At 52.1% G+C, this 26188-nt stretch carries 25 protein-coding genes; 15 read left to right on the top strand and 10 right to left on the bottom strand.

What is annotated here, in order from left to right:
* Positions 1–88 precede the first annotated feature (88 nt).
* The gene (locus ABGI61_RS09745; protein WP_347600493.1) at positions 89–460 is read right to left on the bottom strand and encodes a response regulator transcription factor; all 372 of its coding nucleotides are present in this window, start codon (positions 458–460) and stop codon (positions 89–91) included.
* 130 nt (positions 461–590) lie between these two features.
* Here ABGI61_RS09745 and ABGI61_RS09740 point away from each other — a divergent pair, with 130 nt between their 5' ends.
* Positions 591–1922 carry a M20/M25/M40 family metallo-hydrolase gene (locus ABGI61_RS09740; RefSeq protein ID WP_347600490.1) on the top strand — a complete coding sequence of 444 codons (1332 nt, stop codon included), beginning with the start codon at positions 591–593 and terminating at the stop codon, positions 1920–1922.
* A gap of 1 nt (position 1923) precedes the next feature.
* Here the strand turns inward: ABGI61_RS09740 and ABGI61_RS09735 are convergent, their stop codons facing one another.
* Positions 1924–2328, bottom strand: coding sequence for a hypothetical protein (locus tag ABGI61_RS09735; RefSeq protein ID WP_347600487.1), 405 nt, complete (start codon positions 2326–2328; stop codon positions 1924–1926).
* Between the two features lie 200 nt (positions 2329–2528).
* Between ABGI61_RS09735 and ABGI61_RS09730 the strand changes: the two genes are divergently transcribed.
* Together ABGI61_RS09730 and smrA are read left to right on the top strand one after the other, a co-directional pair.
* Positions 2529–2810, top strand: a complete 282-nt coding sequence (locus ABGI61_RS09730) for a hypothetical protein (RefSeq protein ID WP_347600484.1) — start codon at positions 2529–2531, stop codon at positions 2808–2810.
* Between the two features lie 69 nt (positions 2811–2879).
* Positions 2880–3458: a DNA endonuclease SmrA gene (gene smrA, locus ABGI61_RS09725; protein ID WP_347600481.1), complete on the top strand. Its 579-nt coding sequence runs from the start codon at positions 2880–2882 to the stop codon at positions 3456–3458.
* A 310-nt stretch (positions 3459–3768) separates the two neighbouring features.
* Here smrA and ABGI61_RS09720 read toward each other — a convergent pair whose 3' ends face one another.
* Both ABGI61_RS09720 and ABGI61_RS09715 read right to left on the bottom strand, forming a co-directional pair.
* The gene (locus ABGI61_RS09720; RefSeq protein WP_347600478.1) at positions 3769–4362 is read right to left on the bottom strand and encodes a GNAT family N-acetyltransferase; all 594 of its coding nucleotides are present in this window, start codon (positions 4360–4362) and stop codon (positions 3769–3771) included.
* A 1-nt stretch (position 4363) separates the two neighbouring features.
* Entirely contained in the window at positions 4364–5284 is a 921-nt protein-coding gene (locus ABGI61_RS09715; RefSeq protein WP_347600475.1) for a 2-hydroxyacid dehydrogenase, read from the bottom strand.
* 88 nt (positions 5285–5372) lie between these two features.
* Between ABGI61_RS09715 and ABGI61_RS09710 the strand changes: the two genes are divergently transcribed.
* The 7 genes from ABGI61_RS09710 (at position 5373) to ABGI61_RS09680 (ending at position 14436) form a co-directional block, all read left to right on the top strand.
* Positions 5373–6170, top strand: coding sequence for a UDP-2,3-diacylglucosamine diphosphatase (locus ABGI61_RS09710; protein ID WP_347600472.1), 798 nt, complete (start codon positions 5373–5375; stop codon positions 6168–6170).
* A gap of 92 nt (positions 6171–6262) precedes the next feature.
* Positions 6263–7975, top strand: a complete 1713-nt coding sequence (olsF, locus tag ABGI61_RS09705; RefSeq protein WP_347600469.1) for a bifunctional ornithine lipid synthase OlsF — start codon at positions 6263–6265, stop codon at positions 7973–7975.
* Between the two features lie 178 nt (positions 7976–8153).
* Positions 8154–9593, top strand: a complete 1440-nt coding sequence (locus ABGI61_RS09700) for a DUF3300 domain-containing protein (RefSeq protein WP_347600466.1) — start codon at positions 8154–8156, stop codon at positions 9591–9593.
* A gap of 134 nt (positions 9594–9727) precedes the next feature.
* Entirely contained in the window at positions 9728–10426 is a 699-nt protein-coding gene (locus tag ABGI61_RS09695) for an OmpW/AlkL family protein (protein ID WP_347600463.1), read from the top strand.
* 105 nt (positions 10427–10531) lie between these two features.
* Positions 10532–12376: a GNAT family N-acetyltransferase gene (locus ABGI61_RS09690; RefSeq protein ID WP_347600460.1), complete on the top strand. Its 1845-nt coding sequence runs from the start codon at positions 10532–10534 to the stop codon at positions 12374–12376.
* Positions 12376–13293: a histone deacetylase family protein gene (locus ABGI61_RS09685; RefSeq protein WP_347600457.1), complete on the top strand. Its 918-nt coding sequence runs from the start codon at positions 12376–12378 to the stop codon at positions 13291–13293. The genes ABGI61_RS09690 and ABGI61_RS09685 overlap by 1 nt, the downstream gene beginning before the upstream one ends.
* Positions 13294–13344: 51 nt before the next feature.
* Positions 13345–14436 carry a GGDEF domain-containing protein gene (locus ABGI61_RS09680; RefSeq protein ID WP_347600455.1) on the top strand — a complete coding sequence of 364 codons (1092 nt, stop codon included), beginning with the start codon at positions 13345–13347 and terminating at the stop codon, positions 14434–14436.
* A 30-nt stretch (positions 14437–14466) separates the two neighbouring features.
* On the opposite strand, the gene ABGI61_RS09675 is transcribed toward ABGI61_RS09680, so the two are convergent.
* Both ABGI61_RS09675 and purL read right to left on the bottom strand, forming a co-directional pair.
* Positions 14467–15267 (bottom strand): M15 family metallopeptidase domain-containing protein, encoded by an 801-nt coding sequence (locus ABGI61_RS09675; protein WP_347600452.1) that lies wholly within the window; start codon positions 15265–15267, stop codon positions 14467–14469.
* A 131-nt stretch (positions 15268–15398) separates the two neighbouring features.
* A complete protein-coding gene (gene purL / locus ABGI61_RS09670; protein WP_347600449.1) occupies positions 15399–19292 on the bottom strand; it encodes a phosphoribosylformylglycinamidine synthase in 3894 nt (1297 codons plus the stop codon).
* A 152-nt stretch (positions 19293–19444) separates the two neighbouring features.
* Between purL and mltF the strand changes: the two genes are divergently transcribed.
* Together mltF and ABGI61_RS09660 are read left to right on the top strand one after the other, a co-directional pair.
* Positions 19445–20896, top strand: a complete 1452-nt coding sequence (gene mltF, locus ABGI61_RS09665) for a membrane-bound lytic murein transglycosylase MltF (protein WP_347600446.1) — start codon at positions 19445–19447, stop codon at positions 20894–20896.
* A gap of 54 nt (positions 20897–20950) precedes the next feature.
* A complete protein-coding gene (locus ABGI61_RS09660; RefSeq protein WP_347600443.1) occupies positions 20951–21112 on the top strand; it encodes a hypothetical protein in 162 nt (53 codons plus the stop codon).
* Here the strand turns inward: ABGI61_RS09660 and tadA are convergent.
* Positions 21087–21572, bottom strand: coding sequence for a tRNA adenosine(34) deaminase TadA (tadA, locus tag ABGI61_RS09655; RefSeq protein ID WP_347600440.1), 486 nt, complete (start codon positions 21570–21572; stop codon positions 21087–21089). The two genes, ABGI61_RS09660 and tadA, sit on opposite strands and share 26 nt — an antisense overlap.
* Before the next feature lie 195 nt (positions 21573–21767).
* Between tadA and ABGI61_RS09650 the strand changes: the two genes are divergently transcribed.
* From ABGI61_RS09650 to ABGI61_RS09640, 3 genes are all read left to right on the top strand, one after another.
* Positions 21768–21980: a hypothetical protein gene (locus tag ABGI61_RS09650; RefSeq protein ID WP_347600437.1), complete on the top strand. Its 213-nt coding sequence runs from the start codon at positions 21768–21770 to the stop codon at positions 21978–21980.
* Between the two features lie 84 nt (positions 21981–22064).
* On the top strand, positions 22065–22502 hold the full coding sequence (locus tag ABGI61_RS09645) for a transcriptional repressor (protein ID WP_347600434.1): 438 nt from the start codon (positions 22065–22067) through the stop codon (positions 22500–22502).
* 102 nt (positions 22503–22604) lie between these two features.
* A complete protein-coding gene (locus tag ABGI61_RS09640; RefSeq protein WP_347600431.1) occupies positions 22605–23069 on the top strand; it encodes a chemotaxis protein CheX in 465 nt (154 codons plus the stop codon).
* Between the two features lie 39 nt (positions 23070–23108).
* Here the strand turns inward: ABGI61_RS09640 and alr are convergent, their stop codons facing one another.
* The 3 genes from alr to rplI all read right to left on the bottom strand — a co-directional run bounded on the left by alr (position 23109) and on the right by rplI (position 26185).
* Positions 23109–24197, bottom strand: a complete 1089-nt coding sequence (alr, locus tag ABGI61_RS09635) for an alanine racemase (RefSeq protein WP_347600428.1) — start codon at positions 24195–24197, stop codon at positions 23109–23111.
* Positions 24197–25579, bottom strand: coding sequence for a replicative DNA helicase (dnaB, locus tag ABGI61_RS09630; RefSeq protein ID WP_347600425.1), 1383 nt, complete (start codon positions 25577–25579; stop codon positions 24197–24199). The genes alr and dnaB overlap by 1 nt, the downstream gene beginning before the upstream one ends.
* A gap of 153 nt (positions 25580–25732) precedes the next feature.
* The gene (gene rplI, locus ABGI61_RS09625; protein ID WP_331924746.1) at positions 25733–26185 is read right to left on the bottom strand and encodes a 50S ribosomal protein L9; all 453 of its coding nucleotides are present in this window, start codon (positions 26183–26185) and stop codon (positions 25733–25735) included.
* Between the last annotated feature and the right edge of the window lie 3 nt (positions 26186–26188).

Below are 26188 nucleotides of genomic sequence, written 5' to 3'. Positions count from 1 at the left end.
TATTACCGATTTCAGTTGAAAGCGACAATATAATCATTCTTATTTAACAATTAATCACAGCCAGCAGCATAGCTGCCTTTAAAAACGTTTAATGCAGTAACGGTTTTACCAAATTATTAATCCGCTGTGCGCTGAAGGGTTTTACCACAAAAGCACCGGCGCCGTTAGCCACGGCTTGCTGCAGGTTTTCCACGCTGGAAAAGGCCGACACCATAAAAATATTGGTCTGCTGTTGCTGTTGTTTGAACTGTTTTAACAGTTGCTGGCCATTAATATCGGGTAACTGGATATCCAGAAATACCAGCTGCGGTTGGTACTGACGAAACAGCTCTGCCGCACTGCTGCCATCTGCCGCTTCCAAGACCTGAGCAACACCCAGTTGGCGCAAAATTTGCGCAATAAAACTGCGCACCGCAGCAACATCATCAACGATCAGCGCACTGAGCTGGGATAGTGGCATTATACGTTCCTTTTTTGCCTGCTTCATTCCATCGGGAGAAATACTGTTTTTGCCGGACACACCCTGTGGCACTGGCAAAAAAGGTGATAGAGTCGGAGGTACTCTATCAATAGCGGGACAAAATGAAAAGATGAAATTGTGGCTAACAACAATCACCGCGGCATTAAGCCTGCAGCTCCACGCCAATGAGCTTAAACTGGATAACAATTTGGCCTATCAGTTAACCGAGTCGCTGACAGTCGAGGTGGGACAACGTCTGGCAGGCAGCGAAGCAGACCGCCGCGCCGTCGCTTGGGCCGAGCAGAAATTTCAACAACTTGGTTATGATAAAGTCTGGCGCGAGCCTTTTACTATGCAATATTGGCAGCGCGGCCAAGCCAGTTTAAGCGTAAGCGCCCCCTTTCATCAGCAGTTAGTCGTTACCGCTTTAGGCGGATCTATTGCCACCCCGTTTGACGGCATTAACAGCCAGGTTGTAATGTTTGACAGTCTGGAGCAGTTAAAACAGGCTGATGCTGCGCAGGTAAAAGATAAAATCGTTTTTATTAATAAAAGTATGGCAAAAGACAAACTGGGCACCTTTTATGGCTCTGTGGTCGGCGCCCGAGCACAGGGTGCGGTGGAGGCCGCTAAACTCGGTGCTAAGGCCATTATTATCCGCTCGGTTGGCACTAGCATTAACCGCTTCGCCCATACCGGCATTATGCGCTACAGCGAAGAGGTGCCGCGTATTCCCGCAGCCGCCATTTCAGTGCCTGATGCGATACAACTGGAAAAAATGCTGAGCCGCCAGCCCGAACTCACCCTACACCTGCAAATGGATAATAAACTGCCTGGCGAAGTTGAAAGCCATAATGTGATTGCCGAGATCACCGGCAGCAAATACCCGGATGAAATTGTGCTGATAAGCGCCCATATTGACTCCTGGGATGAGGGCACTGGCGCGCTGGACGACGGTGCCGGCGTTGGCATAGTAATGGCGACCGGTGCTTTGCTAAAACAGCAAGGCCGGCCAGAACGTACCGTGCGGGTGGTCTTGTTTGGTAACGAAGAGGGGGGCTTAGTGGGCGCCCGCGCCTATGCCGCCAAACACGCCGCTAAGCTAAAGCAGCACGTGTTTGCCTCTGAGTCTGACTTTGGTGCAGGCCGTATCTGGCGGCTGGACACCGGCTTTGGCCCTAATTCACTGCCCTTTGGCAAGACGTTGCAGCAGCAGCTGGCACACCTTGATATTAGCCTGGGAGACAACAGTGCTACCGGCGGGCCAGATGTGTCCATCTTAAAGGCGCAGGGCGTGCCTGTGGTAACCTTACAACAAGATGGCACTGACTATTTCGACTATCACCACACGCCAAACGATACGCTGGACAAAGTAGACCCGGCAGCAATGCAGCAAAACCTGGCAGCCTGGCTGATTACCACTAAAGCCATAGCCAACAGCCGCATCGACTTACGTCAGTAGCTTAATGCCTGTGGCGCAGCGGCCGGTTTGATGTCACGACCGGCCGTTGATGCTTACGGTAACTACGTCTTAGCATCCATACCTGTACACCAAGCATCAGTAGCACCATGGCAAAAGGGTATAAATACAGGTTATCGCTGTGGATAAACAACAACAGTGCCAGCATTGAATAGCTAAACGGCAATAACTCGTAGCACCAGTAAGGCAGTACCCCGCCGTATTTTTGCCGGGCATTTTTGATATCTGAGCGCCGGTTCTCTGAGCGTAGCACCCATACCACCGCCCCGGCCAACGCGAGTAAGCTGCCGGCAGCCGTCGCTAACAGCAGGGGAGATGACAACATAATAACAATACCGCTCACCACATAGACATAAGGTAAGGCTTCATAAAGTTTGCTGGGTAACATAGGCCGCTCCTTCCTTGTTCAGCTGGCATAAGATGCAGACATCATTCAGTGTAGACGATTGTTAACAAATTACCGCACTACCGCCCCCATAACATCAATTTAACTAATGCTAAAAGTACAAAATTACTCAGTTGAGTAGCAGTGCTTTGCGCAGCATAATGCGCGCCTTATTTCTTCGCCGCAAAATCACGGACAGCGCCATGGAAACTATCGTGTACGACATTATTAGCTGGATTGGCCTAACCATATGTATTGGCGCGTTTTTTATCAAAGATATCTTTTGGTTGCGGCTAGCCACCCTGATTGGCTGCAGCTTGTTGTTTGTCTATTACAGCCATATTGCCATCCCACAAGGGGTGATCTCTAACTTATTAGTATTATTAATTAATGCTTATTACCTGTTACGCTGTTTTGGTCGGCGCGCCAGCACGGTCTCTTCTACCCCGCCAGCGGTTAATAACCAGGTGGCAGCGGCCGAGTAGCGTCCGCAGCGCTTTTGCCCTGGTCCTGCTTTCGTTATAATGGCCAGCCTTCAGGCAGGAGTACCCGCTATGCAAAATGACGAACTGGATTTGTTTCTGCAGGAGATGTCTGGCGTAAAACCGCTGTCTCAGGACGAAGTCTTGCCAGAGCATGGTGAATTCAGCCCTACCCTGGCACAACTGGCCCGGCGCAAAGCGGCCGAGCAGGAAATGGAATACGACGCCAATTACCTCAGCATGGAATATGTTGATCTGGTAAAGCCGGACGAGCCTTTTACCTACAAGAAAGACGGCGTACAGGATGGTGTGTATCGTAATTTGCGCCTGGGTAAATATCAGCTCGATGCCACGTTGAATTTATTGGGCAAAAGCCTGACTGATGCCAGGCGTGAGCTGTTTTTCTTTATCGAAGATTGTCACAAGCGCGGCATTCGTACTTTGCTTATTCACCACGGCATGGGCCGCAACAGCAAACCTCACCCGGCGATACTACGCAGCTATGTGTTTAAATGGCTGCCGCAAATGCCGATCGTGCTGGCCTGTAACACCGCACAAAAACAACATGGCGGATACTCTGCCACTTATGTGCTACTGCAGAAAAACGCCGAACAAAAGCGGGAAAACCGCGAATTACATGCCAAACGCTGAGCAAAAAAGCTTAGTAAAAAAATAACCCCCGGCTAAGCGGGGGCTATTTTTTGTCAATCCTTTTGACGCTGTTCGTCCTTTAGCTAGCCGCACAACAAGCAGACAGCTTCGGCTTTGGTCAAGAATGCCGATAACGCCATTACACAAACTACAACGGCGATTGCGGTAAAGCCAAAACCACGACTGGACGCTTTACTCATAATTAACCTCAGTAACACATTTTATTATTCTATTTAGCAACTTGGCTTAGGTTTCCCTAAACCGCTACTGAGTGTAGTTAAGTTGTAACAAAGTTACAATAACTGTGTATTTAACCAGCATTTTCAGTGTGATAAGCCAGCGCCGAATAAACAAATTGTTGCGCCAGTAAGCGCGGATCATTCAGGCTGGGTAAAGCTTCACTACTGTGCTGAATGTCGGTAATCACAAAGCCTGCGCGCTGGTAATTTACCAGTGCCGACGGGTGATCTGCACTACAGGTATGTAACCAGACCCGGCTGGCCTGCCACTGCTGCGCTTGCTGTATCGCTGCCTGTGCCAGCGGTAGCCCTAAACCCTGGCCGATAAATTGTGGTAATAAACCGAAAAATTTAATTTCAACACTCTGATCAGGCTGTTTTAGCAGCTCAATGTAACCTGCCGGCGTGCCTTTTACCCATAACAGCCAGGTACGCACCTGCTGTAACGTTAAGTAGTCCAGCCACTGCTGATAGCTCCAACTTAAGCGGCTAAACCATTGCCAGCGCCCGCCAACGGCACGAAACATAAACTGGCTTAGCTCCGGGCTGGCAATTTCGGCCTCCACCAGCTGTACACCTTCAGGCCAGCTAATAGCATTTATAGCAGGTCCCTCGTATTGCAAATACCAGGTAGTAACCTCTACTGGTTGTGCGGCTGTTGTCATCTTAATAACCCCTTGTCACGTCTACCAGATTAAGCAATGGCAAACCCTGCTGACTGCGCCGGTAATTCTCGGCAATTTGCTCAACCACAGTAGCCACATTAGTGACTGCAGACACATGCGGTGTAATCAAAATAGCCGGATGTTGCCAAAACGCATGCTCTGGCGGCAGCGGCTCCTGGCTGAACACATCTAAACAGGCCGCTTCCAGCTGGCCGCTTTGCAGCGCATCTAGCAAAGCGCTGTCATCGACAATAGCGCCGCGTGCCACATTAATAAAAATAGCGCCGGGCTTGGTACGGCTAAAAAAAGTTTGCCCTAACAGCCCCTGCGTAGCCTGGGTTAACGGCAATAAGCAAATAATTATGTCGGCTTGTGCCACTGCTGCAGCTAACTGGCCGGCGCCATGATAAACCTGTACCTGCTCAAGCTGTTTTGCCGTTCTGGCCCAGCCACTTACCTGATAACCCAAACTGACAAAATGCGCCGCTACCGCACTGCCAAGCTCGCCCAGCCCCAGCACGCTGATGTTCTGTAAGCGGCGCGGGCTTTTCGGCCGCCACAGCGCCTGGCGCTGCTGCTGGCTGAACTGATCCAGCCGCAGTCGATAATGGCTCACCACGCCATCGACATAGCGCACCATAGTGCGGGTTAGACTGGGGTCGACAATACGGGCAATCGGCAGTGGGGGCAAAGTGGCGTCGGCCAAAATGGCATCTACGCCGGCACCATAACACTGAATGGCTTTAAGGTTGGGCAGCGCCGCCAGACATCCCGCTGGCTGTTTCCATACCACAGCAAATTCAACGGCGTCGGACTGACGGATATCGGGCCAGACTTCGATACGGGTATCGGGCAGCACCTGAGCTAAACGCTGCTGTAAATCATCCAGTTTACGGTCGGGAATAATCAGAGCAAGGCTCATAGGTCACCAAAACTTCAAAAAAACGTCATGTCGTTGCCACAGCCAGCTACCAAGCTGGCATGGCCTAAAGATAACACGGTAACCACCGATGCTAAACTGCCGCACCTTGTTTTTATCTGACGTGCATCTGGGCTGCAAAGATTGTCAGGCTGACTATCTGCTGGCGTTTTTACAACAGTGCCGGGTTGATACCATCTACTTACTGGGCGATATTGTCGATCTGTGGGCCATGCAAAAACAGGTACACTGGCATCAGCAGCAGAATAAATTACTGCGCTGCCTGCTGGACAAAGCTGAGCAAGGCTGTCGCCTGGTCTATATACCGGGCAACCATGATGAAGCATTCAGGCTTTATGCCGGCAAGCAGTTTGGCAATATCAGTGTGCAGCTGCGGGCCAGCCACACTACAGTGCAGGGCAAAAGGCTGTTACTGCTGCATGGTGATGAATTTGACAAAGAGGTTAACTTTGGCCGCTGGCATGCCTGGCTGGGCGATAACCTGTACGACTTGCTGCTATTTTTAAACCGTTGGTATAACCGGCTGCGTCGCTTAAGTGGCGGTGGCTATTTTAGCCTGTCCGCTTACATTAAAAGCCGGGTACCCGGCGCGCAAAAGGCCATTGCCCGTTATCGTGCGGCCGCGGTGGCCAAAGCCCGCCGTGCAGGCTTTGACGGTATAGTGTGCGGCCACATTCACCACCCGGAGATCCGCTTAGAGCAAGGTATTATTTATTGCAATGACGGTGACTGGATTGACAGTTGTACCGCCCTGGCCGAGCACCATGATGGCAGCCTGGCGCTCTATCACTGTAGCGGGCAAGCCGAGCAAATTGCGCTGTTAGACCAATCAACAGCCAGCAGTAAGGCTGGCCTAAAGGTAGCGTAAAAATTCCGCAAATTGCCATAAAACCGCAACCGCATTGTCATACTGCCACTTTAGCCTAAGCGCAACCTGGTGTTGCATTAGCGGAGCGAACAATGATCAGTGTTGAGCAGGTGTTATCACAAAATATGCCAGGCTTAGCCAATAAAGCCTGGCTGTATAAACCGGTGAAAGGCGCCCTGCGCCGCCTGCTGCATGAGCAGGACTTTATCAACTTTGCTAAACGCTACCCACACTTGCAGGGGCTGGAATTTGTCGAGCAGGTGCTGGAGCATTTTAATTTTCGCTTTTCAGTACGTGATAACGAAATAGAGCGCATCCCCGCCACCGGCCGGGTAGTAATTATTGCCAATCACCCTATCGGCTCGTTAGACGGCCTGGCACTGCTAAAACTGGTGAGCGACATTAGGCCTGATGTAAAAGTCGTGGCGAACCAGCTGCTGATGGCATTACAACCGCTACATAACCTGCTGCTGCCAGTCAATAACATGCACGGCGGCACTGAGCGGCGCGCGCTGGATAATATTCAGCAACATTTAGCCCAGGAAGGCGCATTAATTTTATTCCCCAGTGGCGAAGTGTCACGCCTGCGGCCCGAGGGCATTCGTGACGGCAAATGGCACAGCGGTTTTTTACGCTTTGCCACTAACGCCAAGGCGCCTATTTTGCCGGTGTATATTGATGGCAGAAATTCGGCACTGTTTTACGGTGCCTCTATGCTGTACAAGCCGCTGGCTACCATGCTGCTGGTGCAGGAGATGTTTAAGCAGCAGCGCAAAAAGCTCGATATGCGTATTGGCGAGCTGATCCCTTACGATGCCTTTGCCAACCTGGCACTGGAAACACCGGCCAGGGTTAAGCTATTTAAAAAACATTTATACCGCCTGGCCAAAGACAAACCGGGGCTCTTTATTACCCAGAGCGCTATCGCCCACCCGGAAGATCGCATTGCGCTGAAAAAAGCCATCGCCCAGTGCGAGCTATTGGGCCATACCAGTGATGGCAAACACATTTATTTGTATCAGCACCAGCAAAGCTCACCGATTATGCGCGAAATTGGCCGGCTGCGTGAAATAGCCTTTCGCGCCGTAGGCGAAGGCAGCGGCCAGCGCCGCGACCTGGACCGTTATGACAGCCATTACGAGCAGCTGATTTTATGGGATGAGGACGACTTAGAGATTGTTGGTGCCTACCGCTTTGCCAATAGCCGTAAGGTGTTAGCAGAGCACGGACCTGAAGGCTTGTATACGGCCAGCCTGTTTCAGTTTGACCACAGCATGCAACCTTATCTGGCGGCCGGGCTGGAGCTGGGGCGCAGCTTTGTGCAACCGCGCTATTGGGGCAAACGCAGTCTCGATTACCTCTGGTATGGCATAGGCGCTTATTTGCGCCGTAACCCCGACATCCGCTATTTATTCGGCGGCGTCAGTTTGTCGGCCAGTTACCCGCAGGCAGCACGCGATTTAATGGTGTACTTCTACAGCCTGTATTTTGCTGATAGCAGCTTAAGTGCGGTGTCGCATCAACCCTATCAGTTGCCTCAGGCCATACTCAGTGAACTGCAGCAACATTTTAGCGGCCATGATTATCTGGCCGACTTTACCCAGTTAAAGCACCTGCTAGCCAATATGGGGCTTAGCATTCCCACACTGTACAAACAGTACAGCGAGCTGTGTGAACCCGGCGGCGTCAAGTTTCTCGCCTTTGGTACCGACCCCGATTTTGCCAACTGTGTCGATGGCCTGGTACTGGTTGATTTACAACAACTTAAAGCAGCAAAAAGAGCCCGTTATCTGACAACTAATTAACCCGGCTTTACGCTGGCATTTTGCGGCAACATGGCTTGCCAAAATGCCAGTGTAAAGGTTGCGTAAAGTTCAGTTTCAATTCAGCCTCAGCGCCCTATAAGCTATACAGTGTGTAAAAAGCCGGCAATACTTACCTGTATCAAGGTAAGGCTGACACGGCCTAACTGAGGATGGCACCATGAAAAAGCTGATACTGCAACTTAGCCAGGCACTGGCGGTGTGCGTGCTGCTACTAAGCCACAGCCTGAACGCCAGAGCAAATGAGACGCTCTGGTCACAAGCCGAGCTGGACCAAATGCTGGCGCCAGTGGCGCTGTACCCGGATACCGTACTAACCCATGTACTGATTGCTGCTACCTATCCGCTGGAAGTGGTACAGGCCTCCCGTTGGGTAAAAGACAACCCCCGCCTGAGCGGTGAAGAGGCCGTGCGGGCTGTCGAAGATAAAAGCTGGGACCCAAGCGTGAAAGCCCTAGTCGCTTTTCCGCAGCTGCTAGAGCGATTAAGTGACGACTTAGACTGGACCCAGCAATTAGGCGAAGCTTTTTTAGCCGATGAAACAGCGGTATTGGCCAGCATTCAGACGCTACGGCAAAAAGCCTACAGCAAAGGCACGCTGCGCGACAACAAGCATATTGTGGTAGAGCGCGAGCGTGAAGTGATTGTGATTGAGCCGGCACGGCGTGAAGTGGTCTATGTGCCGGTGTACGACACCCGCGTTGTGTACGGCGACTGGTGGTGGCCACATCACCCACCGGTATACTGGCATACCGCCGGTGTGTACTACCGTAACAGCCCGTTTTACTGGGGAGTCAGTGTTAACGTGCGGCCCTGGTTCTATTTTGGCATTTTCGACTGGCGCCACCGCCATGTGGTTGTGCACCATCATTATTATCACACGCCGCCACGTTATTACCCCAAACGGCATAAACACTATGTGGATGCACACCGCTGGCAGCACAGCCCTGAGCATCGCCGTGGTGTGCATTACCGTCACGAGCCACTAAACCGCACCTATAACAGTGGCTACGGTTATCAGCAGCCCACGCGCGAAACCCAGGGTAAACCCATACGCCATACCCGGGTGACAGAGCATCGGCCTACCAGTACCGCGCAGCTGCGGGAAAACAAGGCGCAGTATCAGCGCAAAAGCGCCGAACAGGTTCAGTTAGCCAACCGCCAGTGGCAGGATAACGAGCGTAACCCACGCCAACACAATGAAGCGCTGCGCCAACAGCGCCAGCAAAGTCTTGAGCCCCGTGTGCGCACTACTCAAGTACACTCAGAGCAGCGCCAACAGCAGATTAAACAACAGCTGGCCGAGCCGCGCCAAAACGACCGTGCACAGCGTGAACGTGTAATCAGTACAGAGCAGCTGCGTCAGCGCCAGCCAGAACGCCAGACACCAGTGCGTGACACAAGGGTTGAACGTGAGCAACGTCTGCCACAGCGCGAAACTCCTGTCGTGCGTGAAATGCGCAATCAGCAACGCGAAGTCGCACCCGTACGTGAAATGCGCCAGCCACAGCGAGAAGCCGCACCCGTACGTGAAATGCGCCAGCCTGCGCGGGAAAACCCAGCGCAGCGGCACACTGGCCAAACGCGTCGCATCGAATGACGACCACTTTATTGATATAAAACAAAGCCGCGGGCACTAATACCAAGTGCCCGCTGTTTTATTGATCCAGGCCAAAATCTCTCCCAGCCAAGGCGCGACAATCGGCATAACTTAAACACTATGCGGAGCGCATTATGAAAACAACTCTAGCGGCACTTTCCTTAGCCAGCCTGTTAGCAGCAACCCCTGCCCTGGCCGAATTTGGTATTAATGTCGGCGCCATCAGCGTTATGCCAGATGATTCCAGCTCTAACCTGAATGTTATCGAGCAGGTAGCAGGTTTAGCCTCTGGCTCAACAGCAGTAGGCGTTAATACCAATACCCAATTGGGACTCACCTTTGATTATAAGTTTATGCCTAATTGGTCAGTACAATTGATTGCCGCTACCCCGTTCAGCCACGATATTAAGGTAAAAGGCTCAGCGATTGACGGCTTAAAAGTAGGTAAAACCAAACATTTACCGCCAACCTTGCTGGCGCAGTATCACTTTATGCCAGAGCACAACACCTTTGACCCCTTTGTTGGTGTTGGGCTTAACTACACGGTGTTTTTTGACGAACAGGTAGATAGTCAGCTTGAAGGCGCGCTGGATGCGTTAGCGGTTACCGGTGCAGACGACAATGTCGGCCTGAAGCTGAAAAGCTCGTTTGGCCTGGCATTGCAGGCCGGCGTTAATGTAAAACTGAGCGACAATCTGGGGCTGCATGTAATGCTGAGCAAAATGGATATCGACACCACCGGACGGGTGCAGGTAAATGGCAGCACTATTCAAAGTGTTAAAGTGAATGTCGATCCCTATGTAGCTATGCTTGGTCTGCGCTGGACCTTATAAACAACGCACATTAAGCTAAGACTAAAGGCGACTTAAACAAGGTCGCCTTTTTGTTTTACACTTCCTCTTAACAGCTGGACATCAACAGCAGGAGCCCTTACCGGCATGGATAAACTGAACTGGCAACAACTGCTCAAATCCGGTGACCGTATTTTTATCGGCTCACATGCGGCTACGCCAACCGCACTGCTGGATGATTTAATTGCCAACGCCAAACAGCTGCATGACATTGAAATTGTGCAGGTCTATTCGTTGTCGGATAACAAATGGGCGGCGCCGGAGCACCAGCAACTGTTTAAGGTTAATGCGTTGTTTATCGGCGGTGATGAAGTGCGCCGCGCCGTGGCCGAGGGCCGCGCCGATTACACGCCCTGCTTTATGTCTGATATTGCCTCTTTGTTTAGCGACGGCATACTGCCGCTGGATGCCGCGCTGATTATGGTCAGCCCGGCCGATGAGCATGGCTACCATTCACTGGGCGTGTCGGTCGATATCGTCTCAGCTGCGGCGAAAACGGCAAAAAAAGTCATCGCCCAGGTAAACCCGTCTATGCCCATTACCTATGGCCAGTCGTTTATTCATAAAGATCAGATCCATGCCTACTTTTACGCCGAGCAGCCGATAGCACAAATGCCACAAGTAAAACTAGACACAGTAACAGAGCGGATTGGCCAATATGTGTCGTTACTTGTAGAAGACGGTGCCACTATTCAGATTGGCGTTGGCAAAATGTGCGATGCCGTGCTGCGTTATCTGGGTAACCACAAAGATTTAGGCATCCACAGCGAAATGATTACCGACTCGATGATGGAGCTGATTAAAAAAGGCGTAGTAACCAACCGCAAAAAAACCTTTCATCCGGGTAAAACTGTGGCCAGTTTTTGTGTCGGTAGCAAGGCCTTATATGACTTTGTGCATTGCAACCCACATATGGGCTTTTACCCCAGCGAATATGTTAACTCACCGGCCAATATTGCCCGTAACGATAATATGGTGTCGATTAACAGCGCCATTGAAGTCGATTTAACCGGCCAGATCGTGTCCGATTCTATCGGCCATCAGTTTTACAGCGGTATTGGCGGCCAGGTCGACTTTAGCCGTGGCGCATCGATGAGTAGTGGCGGCAAGCCGATTATTGCCCTGCCCAGCACGGCAAAGAATGGCACCGTTTCCCGTATTGTTGCCCACCTGAAACAAGGTGCAGGCGTTGTTACCTCGCGCGGTCATGTACACTATGTGGTCACCGAATTTGGTGTGGCATCGTTACGTGGTAAGAGTATCCGCGAGCGCGCGCTGGAGCTTATCCGCGTGGCACACCCAAAGTTTCGCCAACAGCTATTAGAGCAAATCCGCGAGCATTTCTGGGTGCCGCATTATCAGCTTCACACCCCAACTGAAGTGCCGGAGCTTGGCAGTGTCGGCTTTAAAGAGCTGCATATTGACGGCGAAGAATTCGACCTGCGCCCGCTGAACCCCTCTGACGAGCGCCGGCTACAGGAGTTTTTTTACTCGCACACCAAAGAAACTCTGCAGCTGCGTTACAGCGCAGTGCCCACGCAAATGAGCAGGGAAAAATCCTGCACCCTGGTTGGCGTTGACCAGAGTAAAGATCTCGCACTGTGTATCGTGAAGCAAAAAGGCTCAGTAGTACAAATTCAGGCGGTGGGCCGTTACTACCTGCTACACGATGGCCAAGGTTGCGAAGTGGCCTTTGTTACCCGCGAGAAATATCAGGGCAAAGGTATGGCCAAACGCTTGCTGCAGGAGATGATCAGCATTGCCGAGCAGCGCGGCCTGCAAAGCATGGTGGCCTTTGTCCGCGCCGAGAATAAAGCCATGCTGGCGGTGTTCCAAAAAGCCGGCTTTGGTCGCCTGCCAGGCGACGACCCAAGCGAAGTTTACTTACAGCTGCGCCTGCCGCGCGGCAGTGCCAGCACAGAGAGCAGCTAATGGCCATTACCTTATTCAGTCACGCTAACTGTTACCGCCACCTGGCCGGTGATGACCACCCGGAGCAGCCGGCACGCTTAAGTGCCATTAACGATCAGCTTATCCGCTCGGGTCTGGAATTTGTGCTACAACAGCGCGACGCCAAACCTGCCATCAAGCAACAACTCTACCGCGCCCATAGCCAGTTATACGTTGATGAAATTTATGCCAAAGCTCCAACCGAGGGCTATATATGGCTGGATCCAGACACCCAGATGATGCGCCACAGCTTAGACGCTGCACTGCACGCTGCCGGCGCCGGCATCGATGCAGTGGATTTAGTGCTAAAGCAGTCCGATCAGCAGGCGTTTTGCAGTGTGCGCCCGCCGGGCCATCATGCCACCCGAAACCAGGCGATGGGTTTTTGCATCTTCAACAACGTCGCTATCGCCGCGCTGCATGCGCTGACCCAGCATGGCCTTGAACGGGTAGCCATTGTTGATTTTGACGTCCACCATGGCAACGGCACTGAAGATATTGTCGGTGGCGATGAGCGCATTCTGTTTTGCTCGTCGTTTCAGTCGGCGCTTTATCCGTACCGCGATCAGCAAAGCGGCGCCACTAATATTGAAAATCTGCCGCTACCGGCACTGTGCAAACCAGCGCAGTGGCGCGAGCAGATCCAACACCACTGGCTGCCGAGATTGAATGCCTTTAAACCGCAGCTTATTTTGGTCTCCGCCGGTTTTGATGGCCATCGCGAGGATGATATGGCGCAGTTTCTGTTGGTAGAGGATGATTACCAGTGGATTGCCCAGCAGCTAAAACAGCTGGCCGACCAGCACTGTCAGGGCCGCATTGTTGCTATGCTGGAGGGCGGCTATGCGCTAAGCGCATTGGGCCGCAGTGTGGTAGCGTTTTTAAAAGGCTTGATGTAACAGCCAGTTAAGCTGCTATGCTTAAGTTTCGTTAGGTTTAGCAAGCGGCTTATGCAACTGATAACACGTCTATTCCCGGCATTATCTTATCTTGACCCCGCCAGTGAGGCGGCGTTTCGCTGCCATCTGGTAAACAGTGCCCGTCAGGGTACGGCGCGCCTGGCCTTGGTGTGCGTCATCCTGATACTAGTATTTAGCTTAACCGATATCCTGCTGGGCGATGACTGGCTTAGTCTCAGTAACAGCACCCGTTATCTGGCCGCACTGAGTGTCGCTTTATACCTTGGCTTCTCACGCTATCTTAGCGGTGAAAACTGGCTGCAAGGCTGGCTGGCCGTTAGTGCTCTGGCTATCCTGCTACTTGCTGTCACCTTTTATGCCTCCGCCCGCTATTTTGGCCGGCTGGGGGAAGGCGGTCCGCTGGTGGTAGCTTTTGCCATCGCGGCTATCCCTATTTTTCATCTGCAACAAAAACTATTGCTATGGGCACTGCTGCTAAGCACCGTGGCCTATATTAAATACTGCACTGCTACCGATACCGGCTGGAGCCTGTTTTACTTGTTTATTACCATCGCATTGTGCTTAAGCTGGCAGCGCCAGTACGACAAGCTGCTGCGAAGCCAATACAAAGCGGTACGGCTGGAGCAGCAAAAAGCCGAAACCGATCAGTTGACCGGCCTGTTAAACCGGCGCAGTTTTGAGCAGCGACTAGCTGAGAAACTGGCCAGCCTTAAACCCGATGAACAGCTGTCACTGGGCTTATTGGATATCGATTATTTCAAACGCTATAACGACCATTATGGTCATCTGGACGGTGATTTGGTGCTGGTGAATGTCGCCCGGCTGTTATCCGCCAACCCTGACTGGCTGGTAGTACGCTTTGGCGGCGAAGAATTTATTTTAATTGAGCAACACGCTCCGCATCAGCCCAGCAGTTTACTGCAGCTGCCGGCACAATTAGCCAAACTGGCGCTGCCACACCACAGCTCTCCTTTTGGCGTAGTTACCGCTTCTATTGGCGTGGTAACACTGGACGGCCAGGCACCGCGACTGACCTCTAGTGAGCTGATGCAGCAAGCCGATAAGCTGCTGTATCGGGCCAAGCAACAAGGCCGCAACCGGGCCAGCAGCCAACAGCTGTAACAACAGCCGCCCGATAGCCGCTTGGCTACACTACAACCTGGCGGCCTGCACATGCATCCAGTCATAGTTACGGCTGCGGCCCAGGCTTACCCAGCCTTCTTCTTCCCAGCATTGCCACCAGTAGGCGTATTCAGGCCGGGCCAGGCTGGCCTTGCTGCTGTCCCACTTTAGCTGGTTATGCGCCGGATCAAAATCAAAAGCAATGCCCCAGCTGTGGGTAGACAAACTGCTACCGCCGCGTTTGGCACGCAGGTTAAAACCACCGCCATAGAGGTCCAGCCTGAGCTGCTGCACAGCATCAAAACCATAATACAGCAGTACCTGCTCCAGTACCTTTTGCATGCTGGCGACGACCTTTTGATGACATTGGGTGCTAAGTACTGTGGTGCTGGTGTCCCAGGCCAGGCGTAGCGGATAGGGCAAGGTCATTTTCACCAGTTGTGTGCCCGGCTCACCATAGAAAGCGCGCAGCTCTGCTTCACGGTCCAGCGGCCAGCCGTGCGGATTAGAAGGTGTACTGAAGTTATCGCGCCATGGCTCTGGCAGTTTGCCTTGCTGCTGCAGCGCCGCCAATTGCTCGCTGGCGTAGTCGGTTTGCGGCCCCCACCAGCCATCCAGCTTACCTGGCGACAAACCGGCTTGCTGGCAACACAACTGCAAACACAACACTGCCTGCCGCTGTGCTGGCCAGCTTTGCCAGTCAGAGGCTGCACCTAACGCGCCTTGATGTTGCTGAAGGTAACTAACAATGTGTTTAGAAAACTGATGCTCTGCAACAGTAGGGGCAAGTTGCAATGCCTGTTTTAACGTGACTACAGCAAGTGGATCCATGATATTGCTGCCAATTGGGAGAAACAGCCTAAGTTTAGCTGGCGGCGGGCCGGGCTGCCGGATTTATAACCAGTTAAAAAACAACACCCTGCAATTGCAGGGTGTTGTGGTAGTGCACAGCAGGCGGCGGCTTAACCTAGCCAGACGCGGGCGTTGCGGAACATGCGCATCCAGGGGCTGTCTTCCTGCCAGCCATCGGGCTGCCACGAGTTGGCCACCGCGCGGAATACCCGCTCCGGGTGCGGCATCATAATCGTCACACGGCCATCAGTGGTGGTCAGCGAGGTAATACCGGCTGGTGAACCGTTCGGGTTCTGCGGGTACTGCTCGGTTACCTTACCGTAGTGGTCAACAAAGCGCATGGCTACCGTACCACTGTGGTTGGCTTTGGCAAAGGCTTCACTCGAGGCAAACTCGGCATGGCCTTCACCGTGCGATACCGCGATTGGCATACGAGAGCCCGCCATACCGGCGAAGAACAGCGACGGACTTTGCTGAATTTCAACCAGGCTAAAGCGGGCTTCAAAGCGCTCGGATTTGTTCCGCACAAAATGTGGCCACAGCTCTGCACCCGGGATCAGGCTCTTTAAGTTCGACATCATCTGACAGCCGTTACACACCCCCAGCGAGAAGGTGCTGTTACGCGCAAAGAAATCAGCAAACTGCTGACGTGCCACATCGTTAAACAATACCGACTTAGCCCAGCCTTCACCTGCGCCCAAAACGTCACCGTACGAGAAACCACCACAGGCAACTAAGCCGTTAAAGTCACTCAGCTTGGCACGGCCGGCCAGAATGTCGCTCATATGGACGTCAATCGCGGTAAAACCTGCACGGTTAAAGGCGGCCGCCATTTCCACGTGCGAGTTAACACCCTGTTCGCGCAGAATAGCGACTTTCGGCGCAGCACCTTTTAAGATAAACGGCGCAGCCACATCTTCGTTGATATCAAAGCTTAATTTAACGTTTAAACCCGGATCAGCCGCATCGGCTTTGGCATCAAATTCCTGCTTGGCGCCAGCTGGGTTGTCGCGCATTGCCTGCATCTGATAGGTGGTTTCCGCCCAAATACAACGCAGGCGGGTACGGCTGTCCGCCAGTACTGGCGTATCACCACGGCGGATCACCAACTCATCTGCAGTGGTCACCTTACCAATCACATGACAAAGCTCAGCCAGATGATGCTTTGCCAGCACCTGCTGCACATAAGCCAATTCGCTGTCACTTACCTGAATAACGGCGCCCAGCTCTTCAGAGAACAGTACCGCCATATCATCGCTACCCAGTGCGCTGATATCGGCTTGAATACCTGCTTTACCGGCAAACGCCATCTCGGCCAGGGTGGTGAATAAACCACCGTCAGAGCGGTCATGATAAGCCAGCAGTTTTTGTTCAGTGGTTAACTGCTGCACAGCGCCAAAGAAGTTAAGCAGTAAATCCGGGCTGTCTAAATCCGGCGTCTGCTCGCCTAACTGCTTGTATACCTGCGCTAAACAAGAAGCCCCTAAGCGGTTTTGTTTATTACCTAAATCAATCAGCAACAGGCTGGTCGCGCCTTTGTCGGTGCGCAGCTGCGGCGTAACCGTTTTACGGATATCTTCAACCCGGGCAAAGGCAGTGATAATCAATGACATAGGTGCAGTAACGGCATGCTCTTTACCGTCTTTTTGCCACTTGGTCTTCATCGACATCGAGTCTTTACCCACCGGAATAGTGACTTCCAGCGCCGGACATAACTCTTCACCGATGGCCTTAACCGCAGCATATAAACCAGCATCTTCACCCGGGTGACCGGCGGCAGACATCCAGTTAGCTGATAGTTTAACCCGCTTTAACGAGCCAATATCAGTGGCCGCGATATTGGTAATGGCTTCAGCTACCGCCAGACGCGCTGATGCAGCAAAGTCTAACAGTGCCACTGGCGTGCGCTCACCCATCGCCATGGCTTCACCGTGGTAGGTATCGTAGCTGGCTGCGGTTACACCACAGTTAGCCACCGGCACCTGCCATGGGCCAACCATTTGATCGCGCGCCACCAAACCGGTAACGCTGCGATCGCCAATGGTTACCAGAAAGGTTTTTTCGGCAATCGTCGGTAAGCGCAGTAAACGCTCAGCGGCGTCTTTAATGCTGACACCGGCTAAATCTAGGGCTTTACCCGCACCGCTAGCGCTTTTCACATCGCGGTGCATTTTTGGTGGCTTGCCCAGCAGCACGCTTAGTGGTAAATCGATAGGCGTGGTACCAAAATGGGTATCGGTCAGGGTTAAATGCTGCTCGCTGGTGGCTTCACCTACTACAGCGAAAGGCGCGCGCTCACGCTTACAGATCTGCTCGAACACCGGCATTTTGTCCGCCGGAATGGCCATCACGTAACGTTCTTGCGACTCGTTACACCAGATTTGCAGCGGAGACATGCCTGGCTCATCATTTGGTACCTTGCGCAGTTCAAACTTACCGCCCACGCCACCATCATTGACCAGCTCCGGGAAAGCATTAGACAAACCACCGGCACCAACGTCGTGGATAAAGACGATAGGGTTATCTTTGCCCAGCTGCCAGCAGCGATCAATCACTTCCTGACAACGGCGCTCAATTTCCGGGTTCTCGCGCTGCACTGAGGCAAAGTCCAGATCTTCAGCTGATTGACCTGACGTCATCGAGGATGCTGCACCACCGCCCAGGCCGATATTCATCGCCGGGCCGCCCAGTACCACTAATTTGGCACCGACCGGCAAGCCACCTTTTTGTACATGCTCAGCGCGGATATTACCCAAACCACCGGCAATCATAATCGGCTTGTGGTAACCGCGTACTTCTTCGCCATTGTGGCTCGGTACACTTTCTTCGTAAGTACGGAAGTAACCGTTAATCGCCGGGCGACCAAACTCGTTATTAAACGCCGCGCCGCCCAATGGGCCTTCCAGCATAATATCCAGCGCCGTAACAATACGATCCGGTTTACCAAAATCGGTTTCCCATGGCTGCTCGAAGCCCGGAATACGTAAATTCGATACCGAAAAACCGACTAAGCCCGCTTTCGGTTTAGAGCCCACACCGGTGGCACCTTCATCACGAATTTCACCACCAGAGCCTGTTGCAGCGCCAGGGTAAGGCGAAATCGCGGTTGGATGGTTATGGGTTTCTACTTTCATCAGTACATGAATATCTTCATGGTGGTACTGATAAGTATTGTTACCCGGCTGCGCGAAGAAACGACCCGCGGTTGAGCCTTCCATTACCGCAGCGTTATCTTTGTAGGCCGATAACACATAATCAGGTGTTTGCTCATAGGTGTTTTTAATCATTTTAAACAGCGATTTGGGCTGTTGTACGCCGTCGATGGTCCAGTCAGCGTTGAAAATTTTGTGCCGGCAGTGCTCGGAGTTAGCCTGGGCAAACATATAAAGTTCAATGTCATTCGGGTTACGGCCTAATGCAGTGAAATTGCTAAACAGGTAGTCAATTTCATCATCAGCCAGTGCCAGGCCCATCTCGTTGTTGGCTTTAGCCAGGGCGTCACGCCCACCCGAGAGGATATCAACTGACGCCAAGGGTGCTGGCTCGGCTTTAGCAAACAGCGCTTCTGCCTGTTCCAGTTCGGTAAATACCGCTTCCATCATGCGGTCGTGCACTAAGGCCGCTACCTGGCTTAACTGCTCTGCACTTAACGGCTGCGCCGCTTCCACGTAATAGGCAATACCGCGCTCAAGCCGTTTGACTTGTGCCAGGCCGCAGTTATGTGCAATGTCTGTCGCTTTAGATGACCAAGGCGAAATGGTGCCTGGACGCGGGGTTACCAGCAATAACTGGCCACGTGGCTCATGACTGGCAATCGCCGGGCCGTAGGTGAGTAGTTTATCCAGCGTTTGCTGTTGGGCGTCAGTCAATGCGCTGCTGACATCAGCAAAGTGCATAAACTCAGCATAAAGGCTGCTTACAGTTAAGCCACTTTGGGCGCATTGGTCGAGTAACTTCTGAATTCTGAAATCGGACAGTGCTGGCGCACCACGCAGGATCAACATAGGCTTTTTTTCCCGTGGGTTGAACGACGATGGAACCTAAAACAGGCGCGACATTATAAAGAAATTTCTGCCCAAGTGGTATGAGTAAACACTGACGGCGTTACAGAAGTTTGCTATAACAGCGCAGAAGATGACGATTCAGGTTAGCAAAGATGTACAAATGCGGCGCCTGGTTGCTGTTAGTACTGTGGTTGTCCGGCTGTAGCCCTGCGCCCTCAGAAAGCCAGCTTTACCAGATATATCAGCGTGATAGCTTAAAGGTAGGCATTTTGCACGGCCCTACCAGCTATTATGTGGGCGTCGATGGCCCGGTTGGCTTCGAGCTGGAGTTAAGCCAGGCATTAGCAGACAAACTGGGGGTAACCTTAGAGCTCTATCCCAGCTATCATTTGGACGAGTTGTTGCAGAAGCTCGACTCTGGTCAGGTAGACTATATTGCTGGCGGCCTGACGTTAACCGAACGACGTAAAGGTAAATACCGCGCCGCCCCCGCCTATCGCTGGATAAACGAAGTGCTGGTATTCAAACAAGGCAACACCTGGCCCAGAACCCTGCAAGATTTAACCGATACGGTAGTAGTAGTTAAAGACAGCAGCCACGCTGAAACACTGCAGCAACTGAGCCTGGATTATCCCGAGCTGGACTGGCAGGTGCACCCAAGCCTGGATAACGATGAAATTCTGCAACAGGTGGTTGATGGTAATATTGCCTACACCCTGACAGATTCAAACCAACTGGCGCTGAACCGGCGCTTTTATCCCAACCTCAGTATTGCCTTTACCGTGCGCGACAACCTGCCGGTAAGCTGGCTGATAGCCGATAACAACGATGATTCACTCTACGCCGTGCTGATAGAATTTTTCGGCACCATGTATCAGGGCGGCGAACTGATTGCACTGGAAGATCGCTACTTTGGCCATGTGCAACAGTTCGATTATGTCGACACGCTGGTGTATATCGAGGCGATAGAACAAACCCTGCCGCGCTTCAAAGCCTGGTTTGAACAATACGCCGGTGAGCTGGACTGGCGCTTGTTGGCGGCGCTGAGTTATCAGGAGTCGCATTGGGACCCGAAAGCAAAAAGTCCAACCGGTGTGCGCGGCCTGATGATGCTCACCCTACCCACAGCGCAGCAAATGGGGGTACGCAGCCGGCTGGACCCTGAGCAGAGTATTCGTGGCGGCAGTCGTTATCTGCACCGGTTAGTCAGCCGCATTCCCGAGCGTATTGCTATGCCCGACCGGCTCTGGTTTGCACTGGCCTCATATAATGTCGGTTGGGGCCATGTGGAAGATGCGCGCATTTTAACCCAGCGCCAGGGTGCCGATCCGGATAAATGGCTGGAAGTGAAACAACGCCTGCCACTACTGCGGCAGAAAAGCGTGTATAAAACCACCAAGTATGGCTACGCACGTGGCGATGAAGCGGTGACCTATGTCGAAAATATTCGCCGCTACTACGACACCTTATTGTGGGTAGATGAACGCCAGCAGGCCGAGCTGCGCCTGCAACAACAAAAGCAGCGGCTAACCGAGCAACCAGACATGGTAGAGAGTACAGAAATCTTGCCACCGGCAGCGGACACACCGCCGCCGCCCTATTGAAAGCTGCTTGGTAAGCACCCATCATAGCCAACAGAACGACTGAACAGGTGTGCTATGTTAAAACGGAAAAAACCTCAGGTAAGGGCCAAACGCCGCCGGTTGGTAGATGTTGCCTCCAGCCGCAGGCGTATTAAACGCAATATCGCTGTGGCCAAGCTACACCAGCGCCGCCGTCATTACACCGGCTTTTTCAACCAGCCTGCCGAGCTTGCTTAAGCGCTTTGTGCTCGGCGCGCCGGCGCTGAAAAAAGCCAGACAACTGTGCCGCGCATTCTTGCGCTAACACACCCGACACCACCTGCAGCTGATGATTAAATTGCGCATGCTGCACCAGGTTTAACACCGAGCCAGCCGCACCGGTTTTCGCATCAGTCGTACCAAACACCAACCTGTCGATACGGCTATGTACCATAGCGCCAGCGCACATAGTGCAGGGCTCCAGCGTTACGTATAAGGTGCAGCCTGGCAGCCGGTAATTACCGAGAAGCACAGCAGCAGCGCGTATCGCCTGCATTTCAGCATGGGCAGAGGGGTCATTTAAACTAATCATCTGGTTCCAGCCCTCTGCCAACAGGGCATTGTCTTTTACCACTACCGCACCTACCGGCACCTCGCCTTGTTGCTCGGCTTTGGCGGCAAGCATAATGGCATGACGCATCCAGTGTTCATCAGTCATAATGGCTTACAATTAATTGCGGGATCGATGGCAAAGTTTATCACTATATTCTGGTGAAATTAGCTAAACTTTTTAGCATTCGGCTCACGCCGCCCAACAGCATAAAATTAAAGCACTGATAAATAATAACTTTAAATATGGCATTCGCTTTGCTTAGTGCTGACCAATAGTTTAACGAATAGGAGAAAATACAAGATGGGACCTTTTGAAATTGCCGCTATTGCTATTATTGGTGGTTTAGCTTACTCGGCTTATGATTCACACAATAAAACTAAAGGCAAAGCCAACAGCCAGGAAGTCAGCGAGTTAAAAGCAGAACTGGAAAAGATGAAACAGCGCATCGCCACGCTGGAAAGCATTGTTACCGATAAATCTTATCAGCTGAAGGATCAGATTAACCGCTTGTAATAGTTGGCATAGTCATCAACCGGATGCTGTAGCAGTTCGCCGCTGTTATGATACACTGCCGGCAACTGCAGACAGGAGCTGACAATGTCGACAGAAATTCTGGTTACCCGCGCCCGCGCCATCTGTGAGAAAAATGGCGCCCGTTTTACGGCGATACGAGAAAAAGTATTTCGCTTACTGGCTGAGCTTGATGGCGGCATTGGTGCTTATGAGTTGTTAGAACAGCTGAAACAATCCGAGCCGGGCGCCAAGCCTGCAACCATTTACCGGGCGCTGGAGTTTCTGACCGAACAAGGCTTTATCCATAAAATAGAGTCCAGCAACGCCTTTTTGCTCTGTCACCATTTCGGCCAACACCACCCGGCGCAATTGTTGATCTGTGACCAGTGCGGTAACGTAACGGAACTGCACTCTCATCTGTTGCAAGAAGAGTTTAACCGTCAGGCCGTAGCACTGGGCTTTGACATAAAGCAGCAAACGATAGAAGCACATGGTAGTTGTAAGCGTTGTCGTAGCAGCTAATAAATTTCTCCTGAATCAATGCGCTAGCTTGTACATTTAGTAAAAGGTTTCTAATCTTAAACAAGTTGTAGCCCAATTCTCCGACATTACACAGGCGTTGACATGAATGTTGAATTTATAAATCCGTTTTTATCGTCTTTAGTCAATGTGCTTAGCACTATGGCCAACACTACTATAGTTCCCGGTCAGCCGAGAATTAAAAAAGACGAAGTCGCCCGTGGCGATGTGTCAGGCCTTATTGGCATGGTTAGCCCGCAAACCAAAGGCTCGTTCTCCATTACCTTTGAAGAGTCGTTAGCGGTTGAAATTATGTTTCGCATGCTGGGCGAACGTCCCAAAGGCATTACGCCCGATGTTACCGATATGGTGGGTGAAATAACCAATATGGTCACCGGCGGTGCCAAGCGGATATTGGGAGAAAAGGGTTACGACTTTACTATGGCGACACCGGTGGTTGTGTCAGGCAAAGGCCATACCATTTCGCATAAATCGGAAGGGGCGAAAATCTTAATGCCGTTTGATTCAGACTTTGGCAAAGTGCATATTGAAGTCAGCTTTGATAAATAAATCCGTGTTAGCCATTAAGCCGGTGCTGAGCCGGCTTTTTTATTCAGCTACATTGTAATACGTGAACTGCACCCTGCTGGTGATATTACACAGCAGCTCGTAGGGAATGGTATCAATACAGTGCGCCAGGCGCTCTACCGGCAAATCAGCCCCCCAGAGCATCACCTTATCGCCGACCAGGACGGGCTCGGTGCCGATATCCACGGTAATCATATCCATCGATACCCGACCAACAACGGGGAAGCGCTTGCCGTTAATTAAGACATCGGCGTTGTTGCCCGCTGCGCGCGGATAGCCGTCACCATAACCGATGGCGACTACGGCTAAACGGGTGTTGTGCGCGGCTATCCAGCTGCCACCATAGCCTACGGCATCACAGGCTTTTACCTCACGCACGGCAATCACACTGCTGCTAAGTGTCATCACCGGCTGCAAACCCAGATCTGTGCCGGCACTGTCGGCCATTGGCGATACGCCATACAGCATTAACCCCGGCCGTACCCAGTCACCATGGCTTTGCGGCCAGTTAAGTACCGCCGCAGAATTAGCCAGTGAGTGCTCGCCAGCCAATCCTTGGGTAAGCTCGTGAAACAGGGCAAGCTGATTGGCGGTACTGGGCTTATCCAACTCATCTGAACTGGCAAAGTGGCTCATTAGTCTAAGCGGCCCCTGCACATTGGCACTTTCGCTTAACTGCTGATACAGCGCTGCAACTTCGTGCGGATAAATGCCCAGCCGATGCATACCGGTATCAATTTTAAGCCAAACCCGCACCGGTGAGTCTAACTGCGCCGCTAACAACGCCTCTGCCTGCTCACGGTGATGGATAACCAGCTGTAAATTAGAGGCAACAATTTGCGGTAGTTCATCCGGGTGAAAAAAGCCTTCCAGCAATACGATGGGCCGGGCAATGCCGCCGGCGCGCAGTGTTAAGGCTTCATCAAGCCGGGCTACGCCCAGCGCATCGGCCTGCTTTAACGCCTGGGCCACCGCCAACATACCATGGCCATAGGCATTGGCTTTTAATACCGCCAACACTTTGCTATTCGGTGCCAGCTGCTTTACCCGGCTGTAGTTATGCGCCAGCGCCGCTAAATCGATACTGGCCTGAGGCCTGCGGCTTTGCATTAATCATCCTCGAAACGGGCACTGCCGGCATAATTATCAAAGCGTGAATAACGGCCGTGGAAGGTCAGGCGAATACGGCCAATCGGGCCGTTACGCTGCTTACCTATAATAACTTCCGCGGTGCCTTTATCCGGACTGTCGTCGTTATACACTTCGTCGCGGTAGATAAACATAATTAAGTCGGCATCCTGCTCGATAGAGCCCGATTCACGTAAGTCGGAGTTCACCGGGCGTTTATCGGCGCGCTGCTCCAATGAACGGTTTAGCTGTGACAGAGCGACCACCGGCACTTTCAGCTCTTTCGCCAGTGCTTTTAATGAGCGGGAGATTTCGGCAATTTCCAGCGTGCGGTTTTCACTTAAGCCGGGCACTGTCATTAACTGCAGGTAGTCGACCATGATCATGCTTAAACCACCGTGCTCACGCGCGACACGGCGCGCACGTGAACGCACTTCGGTAGGTGTTAAGCCCGAGCCATCATCAATATACATTTTGCCCTTGGTGTTCAAAAGCTCAATAGCCGACGATAAGCGCGCCCAGTCTTCATCTTCTAACTGACCGGTGCGTACTTTGGTTTGATCAATGCGGCCAAGTGATGCCAGCATACGCATCATAATTTGCTCGGATGGCATCTCTAAGCTGAAGATTAATACCGGCTTATCGCTGGTGATGGCAGCATGCTCACACAGGTTCATCGCGAAGGTCGTTTTACCCATCGACGGACGGGCAGCGACGATAATCAAATCTGACGGCTGCAAGCCGTTGGTCATTTTGTCTAAATCAATATAGCCGGTGGAGACACCGGTAACGCCGTCATGGGGCGAGCGAAACAGCTCGTCAATTTTCTCGATGGTTTTCGCCAAAATGCTGTTAATCGGCTCTGGGCCTTCATTGGCATTGGCGCGCTGCTCAGCAATTTTAAATACTTTGGTTTCAGCAAAATCGAGCAGCTCAGCCGACGTGCGGCCCTGCGGGTCATAACCGGCATCGGCAATATCGTGTGCGACTGAAATCATGTCGCGCACTACAGCGCGCTCCCGCACGATATCGGCATAAGCCAGAATGTTCGCCGCACTAGGGGTATTCTTGGCAATTTCGCCCAAATAGGCAAAGCCGCCGACATCATCCAGTTGCTGGTTGGCTTCTAAATCTTCCGATACGGTAATAATGTCGATAGGCTGGCTGGCTTCGGCCAAACGAGACATGGCAGCAAAAATAAACCGGTGTGCCCGCAGGTAAAAGTCCTGCTCTACCACTTTTTCGGCCACGCGGTCCCAGGCTTCATTGTCCAGCATCAGGCCGCCTAGCACCGATTGTTCGGCCTCAATAGAATGCGGCGGCATTTTAACAGCGGCAACCTGCTTATCTTTGTTACTACTCATAGCACCTGTATCTGTTGGCAAAAACAGCCTAATGCTAACCTGCCGCAGGCAGATCACAAAGCAAAGTCAGAGAATTTTTTATCAGAAGAGGTGTCGCGTGGGATGAAGCGGAGAAGGTAAAGCGCACTGCAGTTGCAGTGCGCTTTAAAGCAATTAAGCTTCTGCGATTACCACAACTTTAACCGTTGCGATAACTTCAGCGTGTAACTGTAGATCGATGTCGAACTCGCCAGTTTCACGTAAAGTACCGTTTGGTAACTTCACTTCTGCTTTAGATACTTTAACGCCCGCTTCAGTGATGGCGTCCGCGATATCACGGGTACCCACTGAACCGAACAGTTTGCCTTCATCACCGGCTTTAGAAGCGATAGTCACTTCACCCAGCGCAGCAATTTTAGCAGCACGGTCGTTAGCAGCGGCTAAGTCAGCAGCTAATTTAGCTTCTAATTCAGCACGACGCGCTTCGAACTTCTCGATGTTAGCCTTGGTAGCCGGAACTGCTTTACCCTGTGGGAATAAGAAGTTACGAGCATAGCCAGACTTAACAGTTACATTGTCACCTAAACCACCCAGGTTAGCGACTTTGTCTAACAGAATAATTTGCATTAC

This window comes from Rheinheimera fenheensis (assembly GCF_039871805.1).
In the GTDB taxonomy this organism is placed as follows: Bacteria; Pseudomonadota; Gammaproteobacteria; order Enterobacterales; family Alteromonadaceae; genus Alishewanella; species Alishewanella fenheensis.
Note: the sequence above shows the minus strand (reverse complement) of the source record. Positions and strands in the feature narration are given on the sequence as shown.

Coding starts and splice junctions, on each gene's coding strand:
- ABGI61_RS09735 (WP_347600487.1), bottom strand. CDS start 2,328: ATGTTACCCAGCAAACTTTATGAAGCCTTACCTTATGTCTATGTGGTG.
- ABGI61_RS09700 (WP_347600466.1), top strand. CDS start 8,154: ATGAAAAAGCTGATACTGCAACTTAGCCAGGCACTGGCGGTGTGCGTG.
- ABGI61_RS09690 (WP_347600460.1), top strand. CDS start 10,532: ATGGATAAACTGAACTGGCAACAACTGCTCAAATCCGGTGACCGTATT.
- ABGI61_RS09720 (WP_347600478.1), bottom strand. CDS start 4,362: ATGACAACAGCCGCACAACCAGTAGAGGTTACTACCTGGTATTTGCAA.
- ABGI61_RS09695 (WP_347600463.1), top strand. CDS start 9,728: ATGAAAACAACTCTAGCGGCACTTTCCTTAGCCAGCCTGTTAGCAGCA.
- ABGI61_RS09675 (WP_347600452.1), bottom strand. CDS start 15,267: ATGGATCCACTTGCTGTAGTCACGTTAAAACAGGCATTGCAACTTGCC.
- tadA (WP_347600440.1), bottom strand. CDS start 21,572: ATGACTGATGAACACTGGATGCGTCATGCCATTATGCTTGCCGCCAAA.
- ABGI61_RS09685 (WP_347600457.1), top strand. CDS start 12,376: ATGGCCATTACCTTATTCAGTCACGCTAACTGTTACCGCCACCTGGCC.
- smrA (WP_347600481.1), top strand. CDS start 2,880: ATGCAAAATGACGAACTGGATTTGTTTCTGCAGGAGATGTCTGGCGTA.
- ABGI61_RS09740 (WP_347600490.1), top strand. CDS start 591: ATGAAATTGTGGCTAACAACAATCACCGCGGCATTAAGCCTGCAGCTC.
- ABGI61_RS09660 (WP_347600443.1), top strand. CDS start 20,951: ATGTTAAAACGGAAAAAACCTCAGGTAAGGGCCAAACGCCGCCGGTTG.
- olsF (WP_347600469.1), top strand. CDS start 6,263: ATGATCAGTGTTGAGCAGGTGTTATCACAAAATATGCCAGGCTTAGCC.
- ABGI61_RS09645 (WP_347600434.1), top strand. CDS start 22,065: ATGTCGACAGAAATTCTGGTTACCCGCGCCCGCGCCATCTGTGAGAAA.
- rplI (WP_331924746.1), bottom strand. CDS start 26,185: ATGCAAATTATTCTGTTAGACAAAGTCGCTAACCTGGGTGGTTTAGGT.
- ABGI61_RS09680 (WP_347600455.1), top strand. CDS start 13,345: ATGCAACTGATAACACGTCTATTCCCGGCATTATCTTATCTTGACCCC.
- ABGI61_RS09640 (WP_347600431.1), top strand. CDS start 22,605: ATGAATGTTGAATTTATAAATCCGTTTTTATCGTCTTTAGTCAATGTG.
- alr (WP_347600428.1), bottom strand. CDS start 24,197: ATGCAAAGCCGCAGGCCTCAGGCCAGTATCGATTTAGCGGCGCTGGCG.
- ABGI61_RS09715 (WP_347600475.1), bottom strand. CDS start 5,284: ATGAGCCTTGCTCTGATTATTCCCGACCGTAAACTGGATGATTTACAG.
- dnaB (WP_347600425.1), bottom strand. CDS start 25,579: ATGAGTAGTAACAAAGATAAGCAGGTTGCCGCTGTTAAAATGCCGCCG.
- ABGI61_RS09745 (WP_347600493.1), bottom strand. CDS start 460: ATGCCACTATCCCAGCTCAGTGCGCTGATCGTTGATGATGTTGCTGCG.
- ABGI61_RS09710 (WP_347600472.1), top strand. CDS start 5,373: ATGCTAAACTGCCGCACCTTGTTTTTATCTGACGTGCATCTGGGCTGC.
- mltF (WP_347600446.1), top strand. CDS start 19,445: ATGTACAAATGCGGCGCCTGGTTGCTGTTAGTACTGTGGTTGTCCGGC.
- ABGI61_RS09650 (WP_347600437.1), top strand. CDS start 21,768: ATGGGACCTTTTGAAATTGCCGCTATTGCTATTATTGGTGGTTTAGCT.
- purL (WP_347600449.1), bottom strand. CDS start 19,292: ATGTTGATCCTGCGTGGTGCGCCAGCACTGTCCGATTTCAGAATTCAG.
- ABGI61_RS09730 (WP_347600484.1), top strand. CDS start 2,529: ATGGAAACTATCGTGTACGACATTATTAGCTGGATTGGCCTAACCATA.